The sequence below is a fragment of the Paenibacillus sp. G34 genome (genome assembly GCF_056856875.1).
Window position 1 is genome coordinate 4,682,816 of sequence record NZ_CM166469.1, and the last position, 17,568, is coordinate 4,700,383.

Sequence of the window (17,568 nt, forward strand, 5' to 3'; positions counted from 1 at the left end):
GTTCCTCGTTCATCACGCTATTAACGGGGAGATCATTTCTAGTTCACCTTAACTAAACTCCATTGCTGATTCGCTCCACCGTTATCTTCCCACTGGATGGTGGACGCTCCTGCGTTCATCGATCCTTGATTGATATCGACGGTCAGGCCGCTGTTACGATTCGCAAAAACTATATATCCGCCTACATCAATCGGCAGCCACTGCTGGTTATAACCTCCGTTAGCTTGCCACTGAATCAGCGCTGCTCCGCCCTGTGTGGAACCGGAATTGACATCAAGCAACAGTCCGCTCCCAACGTTCCGAATGTTGTAATATCCGTTGCCTGCAGACTCCAGCTTCCATTGCTGATTAACTGCTCCGCTATCACTCCATTGAATAATGGTCGCTCCTCCAGCTGATGAAGCACCATTCACATCCAGTACAAGGCCACTGTTACGGTTAACAAGTTTGTAAATAGCCCCTGCTTCATACCCCGTGCTGCCACTGTAGGCTGCGCCAGAGATCACATAAGTGGTTACCGAATTGGCTTTAGCCGTTGTTGTGAACTTTTTGTTTTGCATCGTTATGTTCGTTAATGGTTGTAATTTCTCCGTCGCCGAAGTTCGATATGCCTGCACGGATGAACCTACACTTGAGAAGCGGCTCAAATCATAGGTTACCGAAGTATCGGTGGCTTCCGAGTTGGTCGTAACGAGTACCACTTTGCCGGATGCAGCATCATACGCTGCAAGGGTATTCGCATCACTCATGCCGATGATTTTGTAACCTGGACGAATAAATTTGCTGTAATTCCCCATAACATAGTATTTCTGATTAACCGTATAACTGGTCGTTTTCGTATTGTTGAGCACATTTTTGAAAAATCCCCAGCCTTCCGCACTATCTACAGCCTGCCAGTACACCCAAGCCGTAGCCCCCATGTTGCGCATATCCTTTAATATGATGCGTGACATCGTAAGCCCACTCGCATCTCCATCTCCGTATTCGGATGTCCATAAATGTTTGCCTGCTGATGCTGCGGTATTACGCATTGCTGCCCGATTATTGCCATTATACGTATGCGTGTTAATTTGGCTGATCGCTGACTGGACGGCATTACTATAGCTTTTATAAGAGGTGTTGGTATCATCCAGATTGTTTTCTTCCGGTGCACTCAGCTTGGTCGTTAGCCCTTTGGCATTCAGAGATGCCTGAACCTGACTTAGAATTGCATTCTGCTCAGCCCGGTCGAAATGCATGCCCTCCTGATCATTCCCTTGCTTCCACCAATTCGAGATGGGTTCATTCAGCGGGGTCACCGTATCAAATGTAATGCCCCAATGATCCCGGAAATGCTTCACAACCTCCGTCAAATAATCAGCAAAATCATCATAATAATCCGGCTTGAGGTTATTACCGCCATTCGCCGCACCCGAGACACCGCCACTAATCGTCATCCAATAAGGTGCGGAGTTAGCAAAAGCTTCAATGATGTTGACCCCTTGTGCCTTCGCAGCTTGCAACATATAACGCTGATTTGCGTCGGCATTCCAATCGTACACACCTGGAGAAGGTTGAAAACCAGGAACCGCTTTACGATATTCAAGAACATTGGATGATGGATCATCCCCGCCTCCAATGTTATATCTCAGAATGTTCATGCCAATCCCCGTCGATGGATTAAACATTTCCTCCACATATTCATCGCGATTCGAATATTCACCAACCACCTTGCCCCACCAGGCCAGCGATGTTCCCCAGCCCTCAACCGTCTGATACTGTTTCGACGGATCAGCCACAGCCGTATAAGCTCCCGCAGCCGACACTTCTGTCCCTGAACCCAAGTTGCCAGCCAACAACGTTCCGCTCAGTAACACTGCACTCATTCGTTTCAACCACTTCATAAGCTTCACTCCTTATATATTTTAGATAAGTCAATTTGGTGAAAATATTTGGGTATAACCCACCATTCAATTGAAATCGTCCGCTAAGTCTTGACACTTGCCATGCCAATGGAGCTATTGAACGGCCTCCCTGAAAGTGGCATCGGATTTATCGAGAGCCGTTATTACAGGGGTCAGCCGTAACACTTGGTCGTAATGCCTTAGATACAGACTTGGATTGTTGAATAAGGAGTACGAAGTCCAGCTTGCATTCGCCAGCCCGTTGACCCGTTTGAATGTCGCATCATTTCGGAATGCAGCACTGCCATCATTTTTCACCAGCAGTATATTGCCATTATTATTGCGCAGGAAATAACCAGGATAATTCATCGCTTCAAATGAGATACCCATTGCATTCGCCAGACCAGGAACGATTCGAAATTGAGCATCCTCTGCCGGACTCACACTTGAATCAATACGAGCTTGATAGTTGTAGTGGCGAATGAAACTGCCCGGTACGTTAAACGATTCAAGCTTGCGGATATCACCAGGCTGACCGGATTCCTTCAGTACTGTCATATGGCGAACCATGCCAGACAAACCCGTGATCTCCAGTTTCGCACTCCAGCTCTGAAAATTCTCCGCCGAGTCGCTGTAATAATATTTGTGATCTGCGTACCCATCAAAATAAATCCGCCAGGAACCGTTATCCAATTGGATCAGCGCTGGTCCTTCTACCCACGAACCCCATCCGGCCCAATTTCCTGTGCCTTTAAACGTGTATGGTCCTGTTAGAGAGTTGGACGTGGCGTATTCAATATATTTAGTCGTTTCGTTCTTGGTAAATGCGTGATAAGTTGAACCTGTCTTCACAACAAAGGTATCAATGTAATTGGGAGCAAGACCTGCAAGCACCACAGGCGCAGACCAGGGTGTGGATGCCAGATTACTGCCTGATGCGGTAATGACATGTGGCTTGAAGTTCTCATAATTGCCAGGAGAGAGGGATACGATGATATTCACACTGCCATTCGTGTCTTTGAACCACTCCGGGGCCCAGGTATGGGCGATTGGGGCCCCAGTAGACAGCGTAATATTACGGACAAACGTCCAATTTATCTTGTCCGGACTGGATGCGATGCCGATTGTATTACCTGACCAGTTCGTGGTATAAACCACGTAATACAAGCCATCGGTGTGTTTCATGATGCTGGGATCGCGAATCAAATCAGATGCAGGTGGCGTATACGCTGGACCCTTCAGCAAACCGTAATGTTTCGCGTTATATGATTCATAGATATACATGTTGGACTCGCTCGTGTTGGTAAAGGCCGTCATCGTATAGACACTTGTTGTTGCTTTGACTGTATTCGGGAATCCGACAGTGAGAATCATCAACAATCCTAGTGTGAGTATAAGTGCGATCTTCAGTCTGCCCCACTTCTTCGCTGCGCCTTTCCTTTTCTTCAACATGAACCCAACTCCTTATCCTGCATAAGATCATATTGAACTGCCTTATGACTGAACGAAGCGTGTTTAAACATACTTGCATTAGTCAAGCAGCACCTAACGGTATCTGCTCCCGTCCCATTCACATGAAACATCACCTCCTCTACAAGTTTACACACCATATGCATATTATGTATACGCTTACAAAAATAAGGGGTATCTTACTTTACTAGAATCGAGATCAAGCATTGTTACTTTCTTTCTTGAAAATCACGCATAAATCCCCTCATTCTCATATAAAGCCCCTGTGATAAAATAATATCTATTAATAGCTGTCCATACCAAGTAATAGCTATCCTTACCAAGTTCTGCTGTGATCCAGGTTATATAAGAATGAGGGAAATCCTTGCGGCCTAAGGCATTCACTGATTAATGTTGTTTCAGGCTTGCTCTGCTTCATACATCTTAGATGCAGGGCTCTTCATTGATTTCTAAATTTCAATTCTATTCTTTACTTCTATTATTACATCTATTTCACTTCTATTTTCGAATCTGTTTCACTTATATTACCATATGATGTTTTAGTTACTATTTTTTTATATATGATGTTCTAGTTACTATTTTTTATATGCTGTTTTAGTTACTATTTCTATTGTCCCGCCATAACCCACGGATATCGTGATTTCTCATCCAGCAGCAATCGTACCCGTTCGGGTGTTCTGCCTTCCTCATCAAAAATGAGTAATTCATTCTCTTCCTTCAGCCATGCAACCGGAATTTTATAGTCCTCCTGCGGTCCAATCTGCCAGTATCGGCCCAGATGATGACCGTTCACATGGATCGTTCCCTTGCTCATACCAGTTAGCCGAAGCATCAGGTTTATTTGGTGGTGTTCATCTGTGACAGGCTTGGCAAATCGCCAGCGATACCATACCGGCTGACCGTATGAAGCTCCCGGTGAAATCCCTCCTTGTGTATTACCTGAGAGATCATATGACTCCCATGACACAGGAAGCAACGCATCTGTACCTGCCATTCGCCAATCCTGAAGCTCACCCTGATGAAGATAAGTGATCAGCTCAAGTCGATTGAGCGGTGACCGACTATATGGCATTTCCAGCGTATTTACGACTCCAGGCTTCACATAGCTGGACAGATCCAGTGTCTGGAACGCAAACCAGTCCTGATAAGCAGGCATCGGGATTTCAATACCGTTAATACGCAAACCTTTACTCAAGGCCCCCACAAGTACCGCCCGATCCATGCCATCCATCGTAAAACTTCGGCTGAGCACCGTTCCTCCCTGAATAGAGTTCACTTCATCCAGATGAATAGTTCCTGTTTCTGTTCCTGTACCTGTCTCTGACTCCATCTGCCAATCGCGGCGAATATCCTGTACTTGACCACCAAGATACACCGCTCCTGCCACACCTTTACGTTCACCCAGATACGGGGAAAAGTTCAGTCGACCCATGTGCTGTACGAGCATCTGCAGTTTATTTCGTCCCTGAATTACCTGGATTGGAACTGCTGCTGCACCAACCTGACGTACAAGCGCTTGTTCGGCACCGTTCACGATAATTCTCGCAGTATCTTGTAGCTTGGGCAGTACGAGATTCACTATTCCACCCATCGCACTGTCAAAATCACATTCATATAGCATATAACCAAAGTCCTGACCATACTCGGAAAAATCCATCGGATGCCCGCTCGCAGAGCGCTGCTTGGCCGTTAATGTAACACGTGAGAATTCAAGAGATTTAGACAACACCGGAGCCAGCGGTGCAGGAGGAATCACCCAAGCAGGCTGATCTTTTACTGCGATCGATGCGGATTCAGGCTGTGCGGCCACTTCTTGATTAAAGAACTCGCGTCCTGTCTTTGCCTGTTCGCCATCTTGCCAATCACCTAGCAACATCACTGTACGCTCCGGATCAGAGAGCATTCCCTGAACTTGCCCGGACGCCATGACATTTACATCGTCAAAGCCGATGGCATAACGCAGGCTTTGGCGATCGGCCGATTCCACTCGCCATGTGCGATCCATAGTTTCGCGATCCAGGATGATGAAACGAATGGTAGTTCCATTGGCCTCCACACGCATTGTTCCCGGCTCCTGAAAGTGAAACAGGTCAAAACGATATGAATTTCTCGCCAAATCCTGTTCAACCAGCACTTGCACCGTACTGTCTTTTAGGATCACATCTCCTGCGCCCAATGCCTGCTTTGCTCCCATTTCCAATTCAAGCACTGTGCGTTGTCCTCTGTCAGCTGTGATGAACAACGTCAGTTCTCCGTTAATCATTTCATTACCGGATATTAAAGCCCCAGCAGTCAAATACACCTGTTCAGCAATTTGCACGCGATCCAGCATAGGAACAATCTGTCCCGGATGTATCGATACCGGCAAAGTACGGCCTTCCTCAAGTGTAATGTTCACTGTCTCACGTTCATCCTTGTGACTTTCTACAAACCAGATTTTCTCTTGATCTGCCTGCCTTCCGCGCACGGATATACCGCTCGGATGCCTTACCTGAATCTGTTCGGACGCAATTTCTTCCGATTCCATCAGCAGTAACCCGAATGCACGCACAAAATAAGACAGATTTTTCGTCACGGCATATTTCGGCGTCACACGTCCATATTCATTCAGCGGAGCATCGTAATCATACGATGTGATCATGAAAATATCGCTGTCACCCAGCGTTCTGCCCCCATATCCACCGAAATTAGTTCCCCCATAGAACATGTAATAACTGATCCCGGTATACCCGGCTTGCAGAATTTCCATGATTCTTCTGTCCAGCAGTGATGCGGTCTTCTGGATTGCGGAAGGCCCTCCCCAGTTTTCAAACCAGCCGGTCCAAAATTCAGTAACGATCTTCGGTGTGTCTGGCTGTTTCATTCGTAAGTTGGCATAATGTCCATCTGCACCAGACCAGAAGTTCGCTCCCTCAATCGTTCCTTCCGCTCCGCCAACACATGTAATCAGGGGTACGTCTATCCCTCGTTTCAGTATCCCGTCTCTCAGCGTTGTCATATGTGCGCTTGCCGCCTCATCATCCATCAAATACCCGTATTCATTTTCGACCTGGACGAGGATCACCGTACCTCCGGCAGACAACTGACGCTTGCGAATAACAGGCATGATCTGATCGAAGTAAAGCTGTACATAATGAAGATACGTTTCGTTATTTTCACGAAATTTCACGCCATCCTTCGTACCCAACCAGTACGGGAAACCGCCGAAATCCCACTCCGCGCAAATAAACGGTCCCGGTCGAGCGATGACCCACATGCCCAGCTCTGCGCACAGATCAAGAAAGGCACCGCAGTCGTTATCCCCTTCGAAGGACCATTGTCCCTCCTCCGGTTCGTGTACGTTCCATGCAAAATAGGTATCGATGCAATTCATGCCTGCCAGCTTAGCCTTCATTAAAACATCACGCCATTCCTCCTTCGGCATGCGGAAATAATGAATCGTTGCACTGTTCAAAAAAATACGTTCACCGTTTAGATAAAAGCTGCGCGCATCATACGTCAGCTCCGATTGGACATCATTCTTGCTGCCAAGCTTGTTATTCTCTTGTTCCTGAAACAAAAGGGACGTTGGTTCTGTCAACGCAATCCCCTCCTTCTCTTTTAATGAATAAAGAAAGCTCTCTGTTGAAGTACATATTTACACGGAACACTCCGATGACAGAATAACTTGCAGATCGCTGTTATCCCCAGATTTTTTTTTTGATTCCCTTATTTAAGGGAAAAATCCGGTGATAAATGTGAACGCTCCGCTTCCTCCAGTTATTTCTGCCCTCTCCGTTAATGTGTAAATCATTCATTCAAACCAGATCGTTCAAGTTCACACGTCACACTCCGGTGCCAGAATAACTTGCAGATCGCTGTTATTTTGTGCTATTACTCTGCAGATGGCATAACACCTTCAAGCACCACGGTGGTAATGGAGTTATCTGCTGTAGGCACTTCAATGCCATTGGCGTATACCGGGATATCCTCCAGCTTCTCCATATTGCGATCCGGTGATGTCTGGTACGCTTGGGCAGAGGTGGTTTTTGCTACATCCCAACCGGTCAGGTCAAACGCTTTGCTTTCTGCGGACAGCTCATTTCGAATCACCAGCACAAGTCTTCGTGCCTTGGTATCATAAGCTGCAAGTGTTCTGCCTTCATCCGTCGGAATGATAACCGCGCCTGGACGAATGTACTTGGTGAACTGAGCCATAGCGTAGTATTGCTTAGTCATCTCGTATTGCTCGTCACCGTTAAAATTCGCATGGATGAAGCCCCAGTTGTTTTTCGCTCCTTCATCCTCAACGGCCTGCCAGTATACCCAAGCGGAAGGCTGCATAACTTTCAGATCAAACATGATCCGGTCTGCAAGCTCCTGTACAGAGGTCATATCCTCATGGTTATGTGGCTCAGTTCCACCCGTTCCGTACTCGGACATCCATAACTTTTTGCCTAGTTTGTCGGCGAGAGTCCGCAGTTCTTCCATTTTGCTGCCGTTATACGAGTGGGTATTCATCTGCTTCACCGCATCAATCGTGTCTTGGTCATACAAGCTGAAATTAAATACGGTCTCATCGATGCTGTTATCATCCGCGGCACTGATTACCGTGCCATCCAGCCCTTTACTTTGGAGGGAAGCAGCTGTCTTCTTAATCATTTCAGCCTGTTTCTCGGTACTGAAATGACTTCCCTCCTGCTGATTACCTTTCTTCCACCAGTTGGCAGAAGGTTCATTGAGCGGATTAAGGGAGCGAAACGTAATGCCCCATGTATCCCGATAATGCTTCACCACTTCGGTCAAATAGTCAGCAAACGCATCATACTGATCCTCACGCAGATTGTTACCGCCATCCTCAGCGCCAGTGACCGAACCGCTAATCGTCATCCAATACGGAGGGGAGTTGGAGAATGCCTCGGCGATGCTGACCCCGCGTTTGATCGCACCCTGTAGTACGGAACGCTGACCTGCATCCGCTTCCCAGTCCCATTTTCCCGGCTCAGGCTGGAAACCAGGTACATCGCCGCCTGGACGAAGTGCATTCATCTCCGGGTTTTCCTCACCACCAATATTGTAACGAACGATGTTAAGCCCTAAGCCTTTGGCTGGATCAAATATCAAATCCATAACCTCATCAACCTTGCTTTGGTTCTCCCAGCCCCCTAGATCATTAGCCCACCAAGCCAGTGACGTACCCCAGCCTTCAAAATGATCGTATGACTGTTCCAGCTTCAGATGCACCGGATCTTCCTGAAATACAAGTACCTTTGGGGATGGATTCATATAATGATTGATAGCAACTCCTCCTACGGCTACCAAGGCAAGCAAGGCTGTACCTGCAAATAAAAAAACTCGTCTGCCTCTGGAATGCTGCTCACGATCCGCCATCGTCGTTTCCTTCCTTCATGATGCATTTGATCATCTAATATGATGTTGATCATTTGAATACGCCGTTAACGCGTTTAATTTTGAAACCCATTTCATGAAATCGGTTTCATTAAGAGGAAAACTAAAACCCGTTCCACATGAGGAAAAGGGTCCCATTTACGCCCTCATTATATTTCACACTTCAAGGAAATGTCAACGCTTTCTTTTTTTGAGATACAGACCTACTACCGGGCGGCAGGTCCTGTACTCTGGCGGATAATCAGTCTAGGTTCCAATACATTTTGTTTCTTCGGTTTCCCTTGGTTAATGAGCTCATGCAGCACATCTACGGCTTGTTTGCCCAGTTGATACGTATTCTGGGATATCGTTGTCAACTCAGGGATTACGGCACTTGCAAGAGGTGTGTCATCAAAACCGATGATGGAAATATCTTTCGGGATGGACAAGCCATACTCAATGGTCGATTTAATCGCACCGATCGCATTATTGTCGTTGACACAGATCACTGCCGTTGGTGGATTGTCCTGCTCCAGAAGTTTGGACATCTCCCGCTTGCCGTCGTCGATGGAGAAACCACCTAATAACTGGCGTTCTTTCGGGATCTCAATTCCATGTTCACGCAGTTTCTTCTGTACCGCTTTAACCTTGACCATCGTGGTAGATAACTCCTTCATTCCCCCGACAAAAGCGATCTCCCGATGCCCCAGCTCAAGCAGATGCTCTGCAGCCATAGCTGCTCCAGCTCCCTCATCCGTATATACCCGGTGAAGCCCACTCTTGGCAATGTTACCGTTCACTAGCACAATAGGCATATGCCTGCTCATATCCATCAATTCCTGTGCCATGTTATCCGGACAGACCTGTAAGTTGATACGTCCGCCGAGAAAGATAATCCCATCCACCCGTTTCTCCCGCAAAATAGAGAGATATTCAGACTCACGAGTATAGTCTCCTGCTGTGTTGCACAAAAAGAACGTGTAACCAAGTCCCCGGGCCTCATTCTCTGCCCCCCAAAACACCTCGGGGAAAAAGGGGTTCGTGATATCCGGCAAGATGATGGCGATGGTGCCCGTCTCTTTCTTAATCAGACTGCGTGCCTGTGCATTGGGTTGAAACTGATGTTTCTCGATAATCGACATTATCTTCTCTCGCGTGCTGGCACGAACCGGAGCCGTATCATTCAGCACCCGAGAGACGGTCGATACAGATACGTTTGCTTCTTTCGCAATATCATATATGGTGATCGATGTCATAGGGGGGGAACCTTCCTTTTTTTCTCTATTTACCTGCTTATCATACCAGATAAGATATCACGAATGAAATGCATTTCATTCCACAAGCGTCCTAGCGTGTGAAAATAAACAGCTTGCTGTCGGCATTCACCACTTGTGTGCCGTTGTTCAGTTGAACCAGCGGCGTATCCCAATGGGTATGCCCGCTGAACACCAGCGTCTCCGGCCCGGCCTCCAAGGCCTGCCGGATGAGCGGTTCACCCCTGAGCCCAAGCTCGGCGATGCCCGGGCTTTGGTGCAAGAGCAAGCAATCCGGCTGCTGCTTCAGCAGCTTGCGCACGGATTGCAGGTACGGCTCTGCCGGCAGCCGGTTCGGCTTGTCCGGCCTGCCGATGATGCCGCCAAGGCCCGCGATACGCAGCTGACGCGCCTTGGCGGCGTGGGGCGCAAGGCCACCCGATGGGCGGCCAGCGCTAATGATCGCAGCTGGGCCATCCATGCAATGGATGCCCTCGCTGCGGTGTAACCGATGAGCGTCTGCATCATCGGTTACATCGTGGTTGCCGTGGACGCCGGCAACCCAGCCGAAGGCTGCCTTGAAGGCAAGCCAGACGGGAACCGGATTGCCAGTCGCTCCCCTTTTCCCGCGCAGGGCATACATATCTCCACATAACAGCACACCCGTCTTCTGCGGATCGAGCTCAGGCCATTCCACCTCCATCAGTAGACGAATATAGGCAGGCAACATCTCACCCAAAAGCTTGTCCACAGACTCCATGTCAGATGCAGCACCAGACTTCTTCTCCGTTACAGGTACAATTCCCTGCAAATCTGAAGCGACAATCAGTGCATCGATTCCTTCTGGCAAGCCATCTAATGAACCATGATAGATCGGAAGCTGAGCTTGAATGACCTCGCCACCGGGGATCGCATTCAAATATGCATATTGTTCAATGGGTTCATCATGAAGTAGCCGTATTTTCACATCGTATCTCCCCTTTCCTTATATATTATTTTACCTTCTAATCGGCAATTGTGGTCCATATATTAAATTGTAAGCGAATTCATTGGGAAACAAAGGAGTGTGACGACGCCATGATCATTCAAGTGAGTCCGCAGGCAGAAGCAAGACTGGTTGAACAACTGGGCGACCAGCCGGGCTTTTTCAAGTTGTTTTATGATACCGATGGTTGCGGCTGTGATGGTATTACGGTATTGCTAATTTTAAATGAGCGGGATAGCGATGATGTACCTATTGAGGCGGGTTCGCTTCCGTTTGTGATTAATAAACAGCAACAAATTTACTTTGAACCCTATTTACGACTGCAATCCGAAAATAATTTCCCTTCCTTCCGTCTGAGCAGTGATTCGATGATTTACGGAAGCAACGTAAAGGTGCATGATCTGCGGGATGTGACCAACGTAACGTCTGAATCTGCGGATTGGATTGTAGGATGAAAAATTTGCCAATTGCAAAAGCCGATCCATAGAGGTTGGATCGGCTTTTGTTATGAAAGATGGTTTTCCTTGTTCCCTTTCGAGATTAGAACTGCGTCTACTTCAGCGGCTTACTTTTAACCTTATTGGAACAGTTTCTCAGCAATCTATCTATAAGTTTATGTGGCTCACTGAAGAACAAGTAGATATTTAATTGTTTGAGGAAAAATAAAAACCTTAATTCGCTTGGTTTGTATAAAACACGCGAAATTAAGGTTCTTTCAATTAACTAATGAATCAATAAATAGATACCTTATCCGATGGAATCGAGATGGTGGAGATTTCCTCCCATGTACTCACTTTCTCGATTTCTGAAATGGTCATTTTGGCGAAAAAACTATAGCCTCCAAATCCTGTCTGATCTGTGATTGAATCCTTGTAATCAGAAAATTTTGTTTTTAAAAAGTCATTCTTAGAGATATTCAAGTCATATTTGAGCATAATGCTTACTTCAATTGACTCTTTTTCTTTGTTACGTTTGTATTCATCAATGAGTATTTGGAGTGGCTCCAGAATAACAATACATTTCTTAGTACTAGCATCATCTACTTTATGTTTTTTAAATGTATCTCTGGTTGAAGTATTTTTCTCTGTTTTGAAGGTTTGGGGCACATGCCCCTTCAATTGTGCTGCTTTAGCCGAAGCAACTGGGGGAATAAGTAAGAGACATAACATGCAGGAGATGAATAATTCACTTCTTTTTCTCACAACATTTCCACCTTCTATCTCATTTTTACATAAACTCCCTATACTGACGTAACAAATTAAGGAATTGTTTCAATATCCATATAAAATATACCGTAGTTTCTTTGGAATGATTTTTTATCTGATACGTACAGATTATTGAACAGCAAGATAATGGTTCAGCTGCTTTTTATCCACCTTATCTACCGAGGTCCGGGGCAATTTCTTTATAATATGCAATTGTGCTGGGCATTTGTAACGGGCAAGATGTAACTTGCAAAACGCTCTTAACTGAGCCAGATCCAAACTTCGACCTTCCTGTAAAACGACAAACGCAACCACGCTTTCTCCTTCATCTCGAAGCCTCTCTCCAATAACTGCCGCATCAATGACTGCCTCATGGCTCATAATGACCTGTTCCACTTCAGCGCAGAACACATTGGAGCCGTTCACAATAACCATATCCTTCAGCCGATCCATGACATATAAATAGCCTTCTTCATCCAGACATCCCACATCTCCGGTTCGTATCCAGCCTTCAGTCATGGTCTCGATTGAGGCTTCGATCTGGCGCCAATAACCCTTCATCGTTTGTGGACCTCGAACTACAATCTCACCCGATTCGCCAACCTTTGCATCTCTACCATCTGTATGTATAATTCGAACGTCAAAAGCTTGTTCACCCTGAGAAGCCAAGTCGAGGGGACGGCCTACGGAGCGGAGCCGGTGAGTATTTCCTAGATGACTTGAAGGAAAAAGACGGCTTATCGACATCCCGCATTCTGCTTGTGAGTAGTTGTTCACAATAACTGCTTCGGGGAATTGGGACACTGCATTCCGAAGCGTGTCAGGGGATATGATCGACCCTCCGCACCCTATCACTTTTAAACTTCTCAGAGATTTACCTGTAACAGATACCTCATAAGTAAGGTCGCGAAGCAGCTGTCCTACCGTACTGAGGTGTGTAATCCGGTTTCGTTCAACCGCTTCAATAATACGGTGTACCGACCCGGGATATTCGTCCAGAAACACCAGACATCCCCCGGCTGCCATCGTTGCCCACAATTGAAACTGTCCAACCAGATGTGACAGATTGAGCACAAGTACCCTGCGCCCGATATCATGACCAAAGCCGGCGGATGGTGTGAGTTGGTTCCAGGCAGCCATTCCCCGGTGCGAATGCATCACCCCTTTAGGCCGTCCTGTCGTGCCCCCTGTATAAATCAATACTGCTGTATCTTCGACACTTTGATTAACAACTTCTGTGGGACGAGTTGCGAAGTCCCTCTCCAAAAGTCTTGGCAGCGATCTGGTCGTAGTATTTTCCTCATGCGTTGAGAACCATTGTGGACCATACTCCAGAAGATCGATTAAGGATTTAACTTTTTCGAGATGATGTTCATCATGAATAATCATGTACGGCTCTGCATTTTGCAGTATGGCGGTCAGTTCAGAAACGGTTAACAATGGAGAAGGCACGAGTGGTATAGCTCCAATAGCAACCGCCGCATATAATGCGACCACAAGTTTAGGATTCGGGTCACCTAATAAGGCAAAACGATCCCCTGCACGGAGCCCTTCTGCATAAAATGCATTGCTCATCTTCTCGACAAGTTCATTAAGCTCGCTATAACTCACCGTGTGACCTTGATGTAATAATGCTGCCTCCTCTGGATACAGGCTTGCTGCTAATGGTAATCGCTCAGATAAAAACATCGTTTACCCCCAAAGATTTATATAATATCCTTTTAATCCGACAAGAATAATTTGGAATAAATTGAAGATATCACATTTCATGCAAAACATCTAGAAATTATGAGTTTTTGATAGATAACCAAACCATTCTCCGACTTGCAACGTTTAATTTACAAGCTTCCTAAACATCTGTACGACCAAAGAAAAGAGGACTACCGATGAGAAAACGTCATACCCTGTACCAAGCTATTTTCGTACTCATAATCTCAGTCATGTTTAGTTCAGGATGCAGTAGCGGTGAAAGCAGCACTAAAGTCCCTCCACCAGCAATTAAGCCTGGGGAAACGCAGACTCACGAATACCTTTCGATTACTAACACTGAATACGTCAATGGGGCAGATTCCACGGATGGAATGAAAATGAATGTGTATACATACGACTTACAGTCCAAAGCTCTCAACAAAATGTCTGACTTGCCATATAACTCTCAATATCCTTTGACCGTGGTTTCTTTGGCCGAGGACACCACCTATTATTCGGGAGAAGGCCAAAATAAGGGGGACGAATTATTCGCTTATGATATGAAAACACGGCAAGTGCAGCAATTAAGCTCTAATTTATTTGCAATTAATGCGATCATCCCGAATGTTACTGGAAATACCTTAATGATGGCTGCTGTGCAAAAAGGAGAACGTCCGGTCAAAGTCATGTTTCTGGATAAAGACACACATGAAATTTCGATATTGAATGAGCAAGATTCAGATACAACCACATGGGACATCGCCTATGATCCAGAAACAGAAAAAGCATACGCCATCCAATACTCTGAGGAAGAACAATACGAGCAGATGGAAAAGTCAAATCAAACCCAAAAACCGATGGTCCCACCAAGTCATACTGTTATCGAAATTGATCCCGTGTCCAAGCAAACTCGTGCAATCATCAAACTCAAAGACGAACAGATTCTCACTTTATCCGCCAGAGGAAACCAGCTTCTCATCGCAACTGCGAAATACATTAACAAATTGCCCATCGGATATAGTCTGGTGGATCTGAAGTCAGGACAACGAAAGGAACTTCATCTGCCGATCAAGGCCCGTAGCGAATTGTTTCTGGACAAAAGCGGTAACGGGTTCTATTTTCTCGGGGAAAAAGGCAATGGAAGTACTGAGCGAGGTGTTTATTATTATGATATGAAAACGGACAAGGTTGAGACTGTTTTCCTGCAAAAAGAAGGGTTCATCAATAACTTCACACTGGTATCGGAGCTGGGCAAAAAATAAGAATATCTCCCTTATATTAATGGATATTCTTATCGTGTGAGCAATACAACATAAAAAAACTCCCAATCCACTATGGGGACTGATCCCTGTCTCACAAACAGGGGTTCGTCCCCATAGTGGATAGGAGGTTTTATGATTTTTATGTTTTTATGATTTTTATGCTTTTTAAGATTCTAAGATTTTTATGAGATCATTGAAGTTTTAAAGTTGGGTATATTTCATTCCATCCTTGCTAGCTCGTTTTAAATCGTGCCGATTCCTCAGCGAGCTGTTTGGTCAAAGCATCAATAGTCTGCACCAGCTCCGCCAAATGCTCGGTCATTCCGGACTGCTCCTCCATGGTGGCGGTGACTTCTTCAATGGATGCGGACACTTCCTCGCCCGAAGCGGACAAGTTCTGTGCAGCGCCAAGGACTTCGTCTTTATCCCGCTCGATGGATTCGATCTCGGAGGCAATCGCCTGCACCTGATTCATCATATTTTGCATATTTCGCGTTGCAAAATTAAAGGTTTCCTTGGTTTGCATCACGCTGCTCTTATGCTGCTCTGCAATAGCCTCGATGGCCTGTACACTCTGGTTATTCTGCTCCACATGTTCAATCGTCTGCATAACGATGCGATGAATATCTTCGGATTGCGAAGTTGTCTGTTCTGCCAGCTTGCGTATTTCGGAGGCCACCACGGCAAATCCTCGGCCCTGTTCCCCTGCTCGCGCCGCCTCAATGGAAGCATTTAGTGCAAGAAGTTTGGTCTGATTTGCAATCTCGGCAATGGTACTTGTGATCTGCTGAATACCGGATGAGCTCTCTGCGAGTTGAACGGTTATCTTGGAGATGTTATGCACCTCTGCTTCGTTCCGATCATTAACGGCGATAAGGGCATCAATCACTTCATGATTATCTCGGAATGCATCCGTAATTTCATCCGCTTTAGCCATGACAGACTGGGACATCTCGTTTACATTTACAATTTTGCTACCCACGTTCATAAATTGATCCACGATCGACTCAGTATCGTTAGCCTGCGACTCCATCGCCCGGGATATTTCAAGTGCAGTGGCTGTGGTATCGGTAATCGATGTAGATGTCTGCTGTGCAGACTGATCCAGTTCCGCTGTACTTTTATTCAAAACACCAATAGAAGCGTTCATACTGGCAATCAGTTGTCTGTTTCCTTCAGCCATCGTGTTAAAGCTATCCGCTAGTTCGCCGAACTCCCCACTGTATTTCTCCTTCGCCTGTACCGTCAAATCTCCACCAGCAAGCTGTTTAAACAACGTAGTAATGGACGCGACTGGTCTGGTCATCACGCGTGAGAGAAGAATCCCTACAATGATTGAAAAGGCAATGGAACTGAATAGCACGATGTACATTTTATTCGCCATGCTTGTTAATGGTTGATTGACGTCTATATAAGAATCCTCAACAATAATGGTCCAATCCGATTGTGGAATTTTGGAATAAAACACCACTTTCTCGTCTGTGCTTACCTCGCCCTGTTGTAATTTATCACTTGGAGCCAAATCCACAAGAGACTTGTATTCCCCGGTTTCTAGCGGTTTCCCTGCCATATCCGCATCTGCCGAGTGATACATCACCTTACCCACCCGATCCAGAACAATTACTTTACCTTCATCGTTAATCTTAACGTTCTGCAATTGGTTCACGAAAAATGAAGTGGATATCGTAGCAATAAGAACCCCGTTTACTTGCTGATTCTCATCATACATCGGGGAGGCAAAGACTGTGCCAAGTGTACCCAACGTTTTGGAAATGATACCTTCACTAATGACCTGACGTCCTTGAATGGCTTCCTTGAAATAGGCTCGATCGGCTCGATCTCCACCCAAGGCCTTCGGGTCATTTGCTGCGACTACTGTGCCGTTCGTATCGATAAGCATAAGCACAACGGCGCCCTCTATACCTTCTAAACTTTGAGCTAATATATCATTGGATTCATTGATTAAAGTCTGATTTTCCTCGAAAAAGGAACTATCTTCCTGCCCTTGATTCGCACTCCGAATCGCCAGCAATTGTTCAAAGTCCTTATGTTTCGTCATTAGAAATGCGGCTTGCTTAGATAACTGCAGGGAGGTGAACAGCCCTGCTCCAATTCGATCCGAATTGGCATGAATTTCATCTTTACTCTTTTTTTGTGTAATGCCTTCGGCTACCTTATAACACAGCACAGCCGTTACGGTCAGTACGATACACACGAGAAGACTGATCATTAATGGTAATTTGACCCGAAAAGACATATTCCTTAGGCGCTGTCCTGCTTTTGCAAAAAACATGAATACCTCCACCATTCATCCTGATTTTGTATGAACCCATATAAAGTTTGATATTTTAATATCGGCATGGAGCCAATAATCTGACAGTGTAAGTAGCATTTGCACAAAAAAAATTGTAATGATCTAAATTTATTACAAATTGGAATGAATGGTGGTGAGTT

At 45.9% G+C, this 17,568-nt stretch carries 11 protein-coding genes; 2 read left to right on the plus strand and 9 right to left on the minus strand.

Annotation, left to right across the window (positions count from 1 at the left end; translation table 11 throughout):
- Window positions 1–38: 38 nt before the first annotated feature.
- The 6 genes from AC1VYS_RS21285 to AC1VYS_RS21310 all read right to left on the minus strand — a co-directional run bounded on the left by AC1VYS_RS21285 (window position 39) and on the right by AC1VYS_RS21310 (window position 10,940).
- On the minus strand, window positions 39–1,883 hold the full coding sequence (locus tag AC1VYS_RS21285; RefSeq protein ID WP_482911360.1) for an RICIN domain-containing protein: 1,845 nt from the start codon (window positions 1,881–1,883) through the stop codon (window positions 39–41).
- 114 nt (window positions 1,884–1,997) lie between these two features.
- Window positions 1,998–3,335: an AbfB domain-containing protein gene (locus AC1VYS_RS21290; protein WP_482911361.1), complete on the minus strand. Its 1,338-nt coding sequence runs from the start codon at window positions 3,333–3,335 to the stop codon at window positions 1,998–2,000.
- 625 nt (window positions 3,336–3,960) lie between these two features.
- Entirely contained in the window at window positions 3,961–6,933 is a 2,973-nt protein-coding gene (locus AC1VYS_RS21295; RefSeq protein WP_482911362.1) for a beta-galactosidase, read from the minus strand.
- A 293-nt stretch (window positions 6,934–7,226) separates the two neighbouring features.
- Entirely contained in the window at window positions 7,227–8,723 is a 1,497-nt protein-coding gene (locus tag AC1VYS_RS21300; RefSeq protein ID WP_482911363.1) for a glycoside hydrolase family 30 protein, read from the minus strand.
- Between the two features lie 224 nt (window positions 8,724–8,947).
- Window positions 8,948–9,976, minus strand: a complete 1,029-nt coding sequence (locus AC1VYS_RS21305; RefSeq protein WP_482911364.1) for a LacI family DNA-binding transcriptional regulator — start codon at window positions 9,974–9,976, stop codon at window positions 8,948–8,950.
- Between the two features lie 91 nt (window positions 9,977–10,067).
- Complete coding sequence (locus tag AC1VYS_RS21310) at window positions 10,068–10,940, minus strand: metallophosphoesterase family protein (RefSeq protein WP_482911365.1); 873 nt, start codon at window positions 10,938–10,940, stop codon at window positions 10,068–10,070.
- A gap of 110 nt (window positions 10,941–11,050) precedes the next feature.
- On the opposite strand from AC1VYS_RS21310, the gene AC1VYS_RS21315 reads away from it, so the two are divergent.
- On the plus strand, window positions 11,051–11,413 hold the full coding sequence (locus tag AC1VYS_RS21315; RefSeq protein ID WP_482911366.1) for an iron-sulfur cluster biosynthesis family protein: 363 nt from the start codon (window positions 11,051–11,053) through the stop codon (window positions 11,411–11,413).
- 276 nt (window positions 11,414–11,689) lie between these two features.
- On the opposite strand, the gene AC1VYS_RS21320 is transcribed toward AC1VYS_RS21315, so the two are convergent.
- Both AC1VYS_RS21320 and AC1VYS_RS21325 read right to left on the minus strand, forming a co-directional pair.
- On the minus strand, window positions 11,690–12,160 hold the full coding sequence (locus tag AC1VYS_RS21320) for a hypothetical protein (RefSeq protein ID WP_482911367.1): 471 nt from the start codon (window positions 12,158–12,160) through the stop codon (window positions 11,690–11,692).
- Between the two features lie 132 nt (window positions 12,161–12,292).
- Entirely contained in the window at window positions 12,293–13,852 is a 1,560-nt protein-coding gene (locus tag AC1VYS_RS21325) for a class I adenylate-forming enzyme family protein (RefSeq protein WP_482911368.1), read from the minus strand.
- A 197-nt stretch (window positions 13,853–14,049) separates the two neighbouring features.
- On the opposite strand from AC1VYS_RS21325, the gene AC1VYS_RS21330 reads away from it, so the two are divergent.
- A complete protein-coding gene (locus AC1VYS_RS21330; RefSeq protein ID WP_482911369.1) occupies window positions 14,050–15,114 on the plus strand; it encodes a hypothetical protein in 1,065 nt (354 codons plus the stop codon).
- Window positions 15,115–15,346: 232 nt separating this feature from the next.
- Here AC1VYS_RS21330 and AC1VYS_RS21335 read toward each other — a convergent pair whose 3' ends face one another.
- Window positions 15,347–17,407, minus strand: coding sequence for a methyl-accepting chemotaxis protein (locus AC1VYS_RS21335; RefSeq protein WP_482911370.1), 2,061 nt, complete (start codon window positions 17,405–17,407; stop codon window positions 15,347–15,349).
- Window positions 17,408–17,568 lie beyond the last annotated feature (161 nt).

Bases quoted from the DNA above. Each gene is read 5' to 3' on its own strand.
- AC1VYS_RS21330 (WP_482911369.1), top strand. From the start codon at position 14,050: ATGAGAAAACGTCATACCCTGTACCAAGCTATTTTCGTACTCATAATC.
- AC1VYS_RS21325 (WP_482911368.1), bottom strand. From the start codon at position 13,852: ATGTTTTTATCTGAGCGATTACCATTAGCAGCAAGCCTGTATCCAGAG.
- AC1VYS_RS21285 (WP_482911360.1), bottom strand. From the start codon at position 1,883: ATGAAGTGGTTGAAACGAATGAGTGCAGTGTTACTGAGCGGAACGTTG.
- AC1VYS_RS21300 (WP_482911363.1), bottom strand. From the start codon at position 8,723: ATGGCGGATCGTGAGCAGCATTCCAGAGGCAGACGAGTTTTTTTATTT.
- AC1VYS_RS21315 (WP_482911366.1), top strand. From the start codon at position 11,051: ATGATCATTCAAGTGAGTCCGCAGGCAGAAGCAAGACTGGTTGAACAA.
- AC1VYS_RS21290 (WP_482911361.1), bottom strand. From the start codon at position 3,335: ATGTTGAAGAAAAGGAAAGGCGCAGCGAAGAAGTGGGGCAGACTGAAG.
- AC1VYS_RS21305 (WP_482911364.1), bottom strand. From the start codon at position 9,976: ATGACATCGATCACCATATATGATATTGCGAAAGAAGCAAACGTATCT.
- AC1VYS_RS21335 (WP_482911370.1), bottom strand. From the start codon at position 17,407: ATGTTTTTTGCAAAAGCAGGACAGCGCCTAAGGAATATGTCTTTTCGG.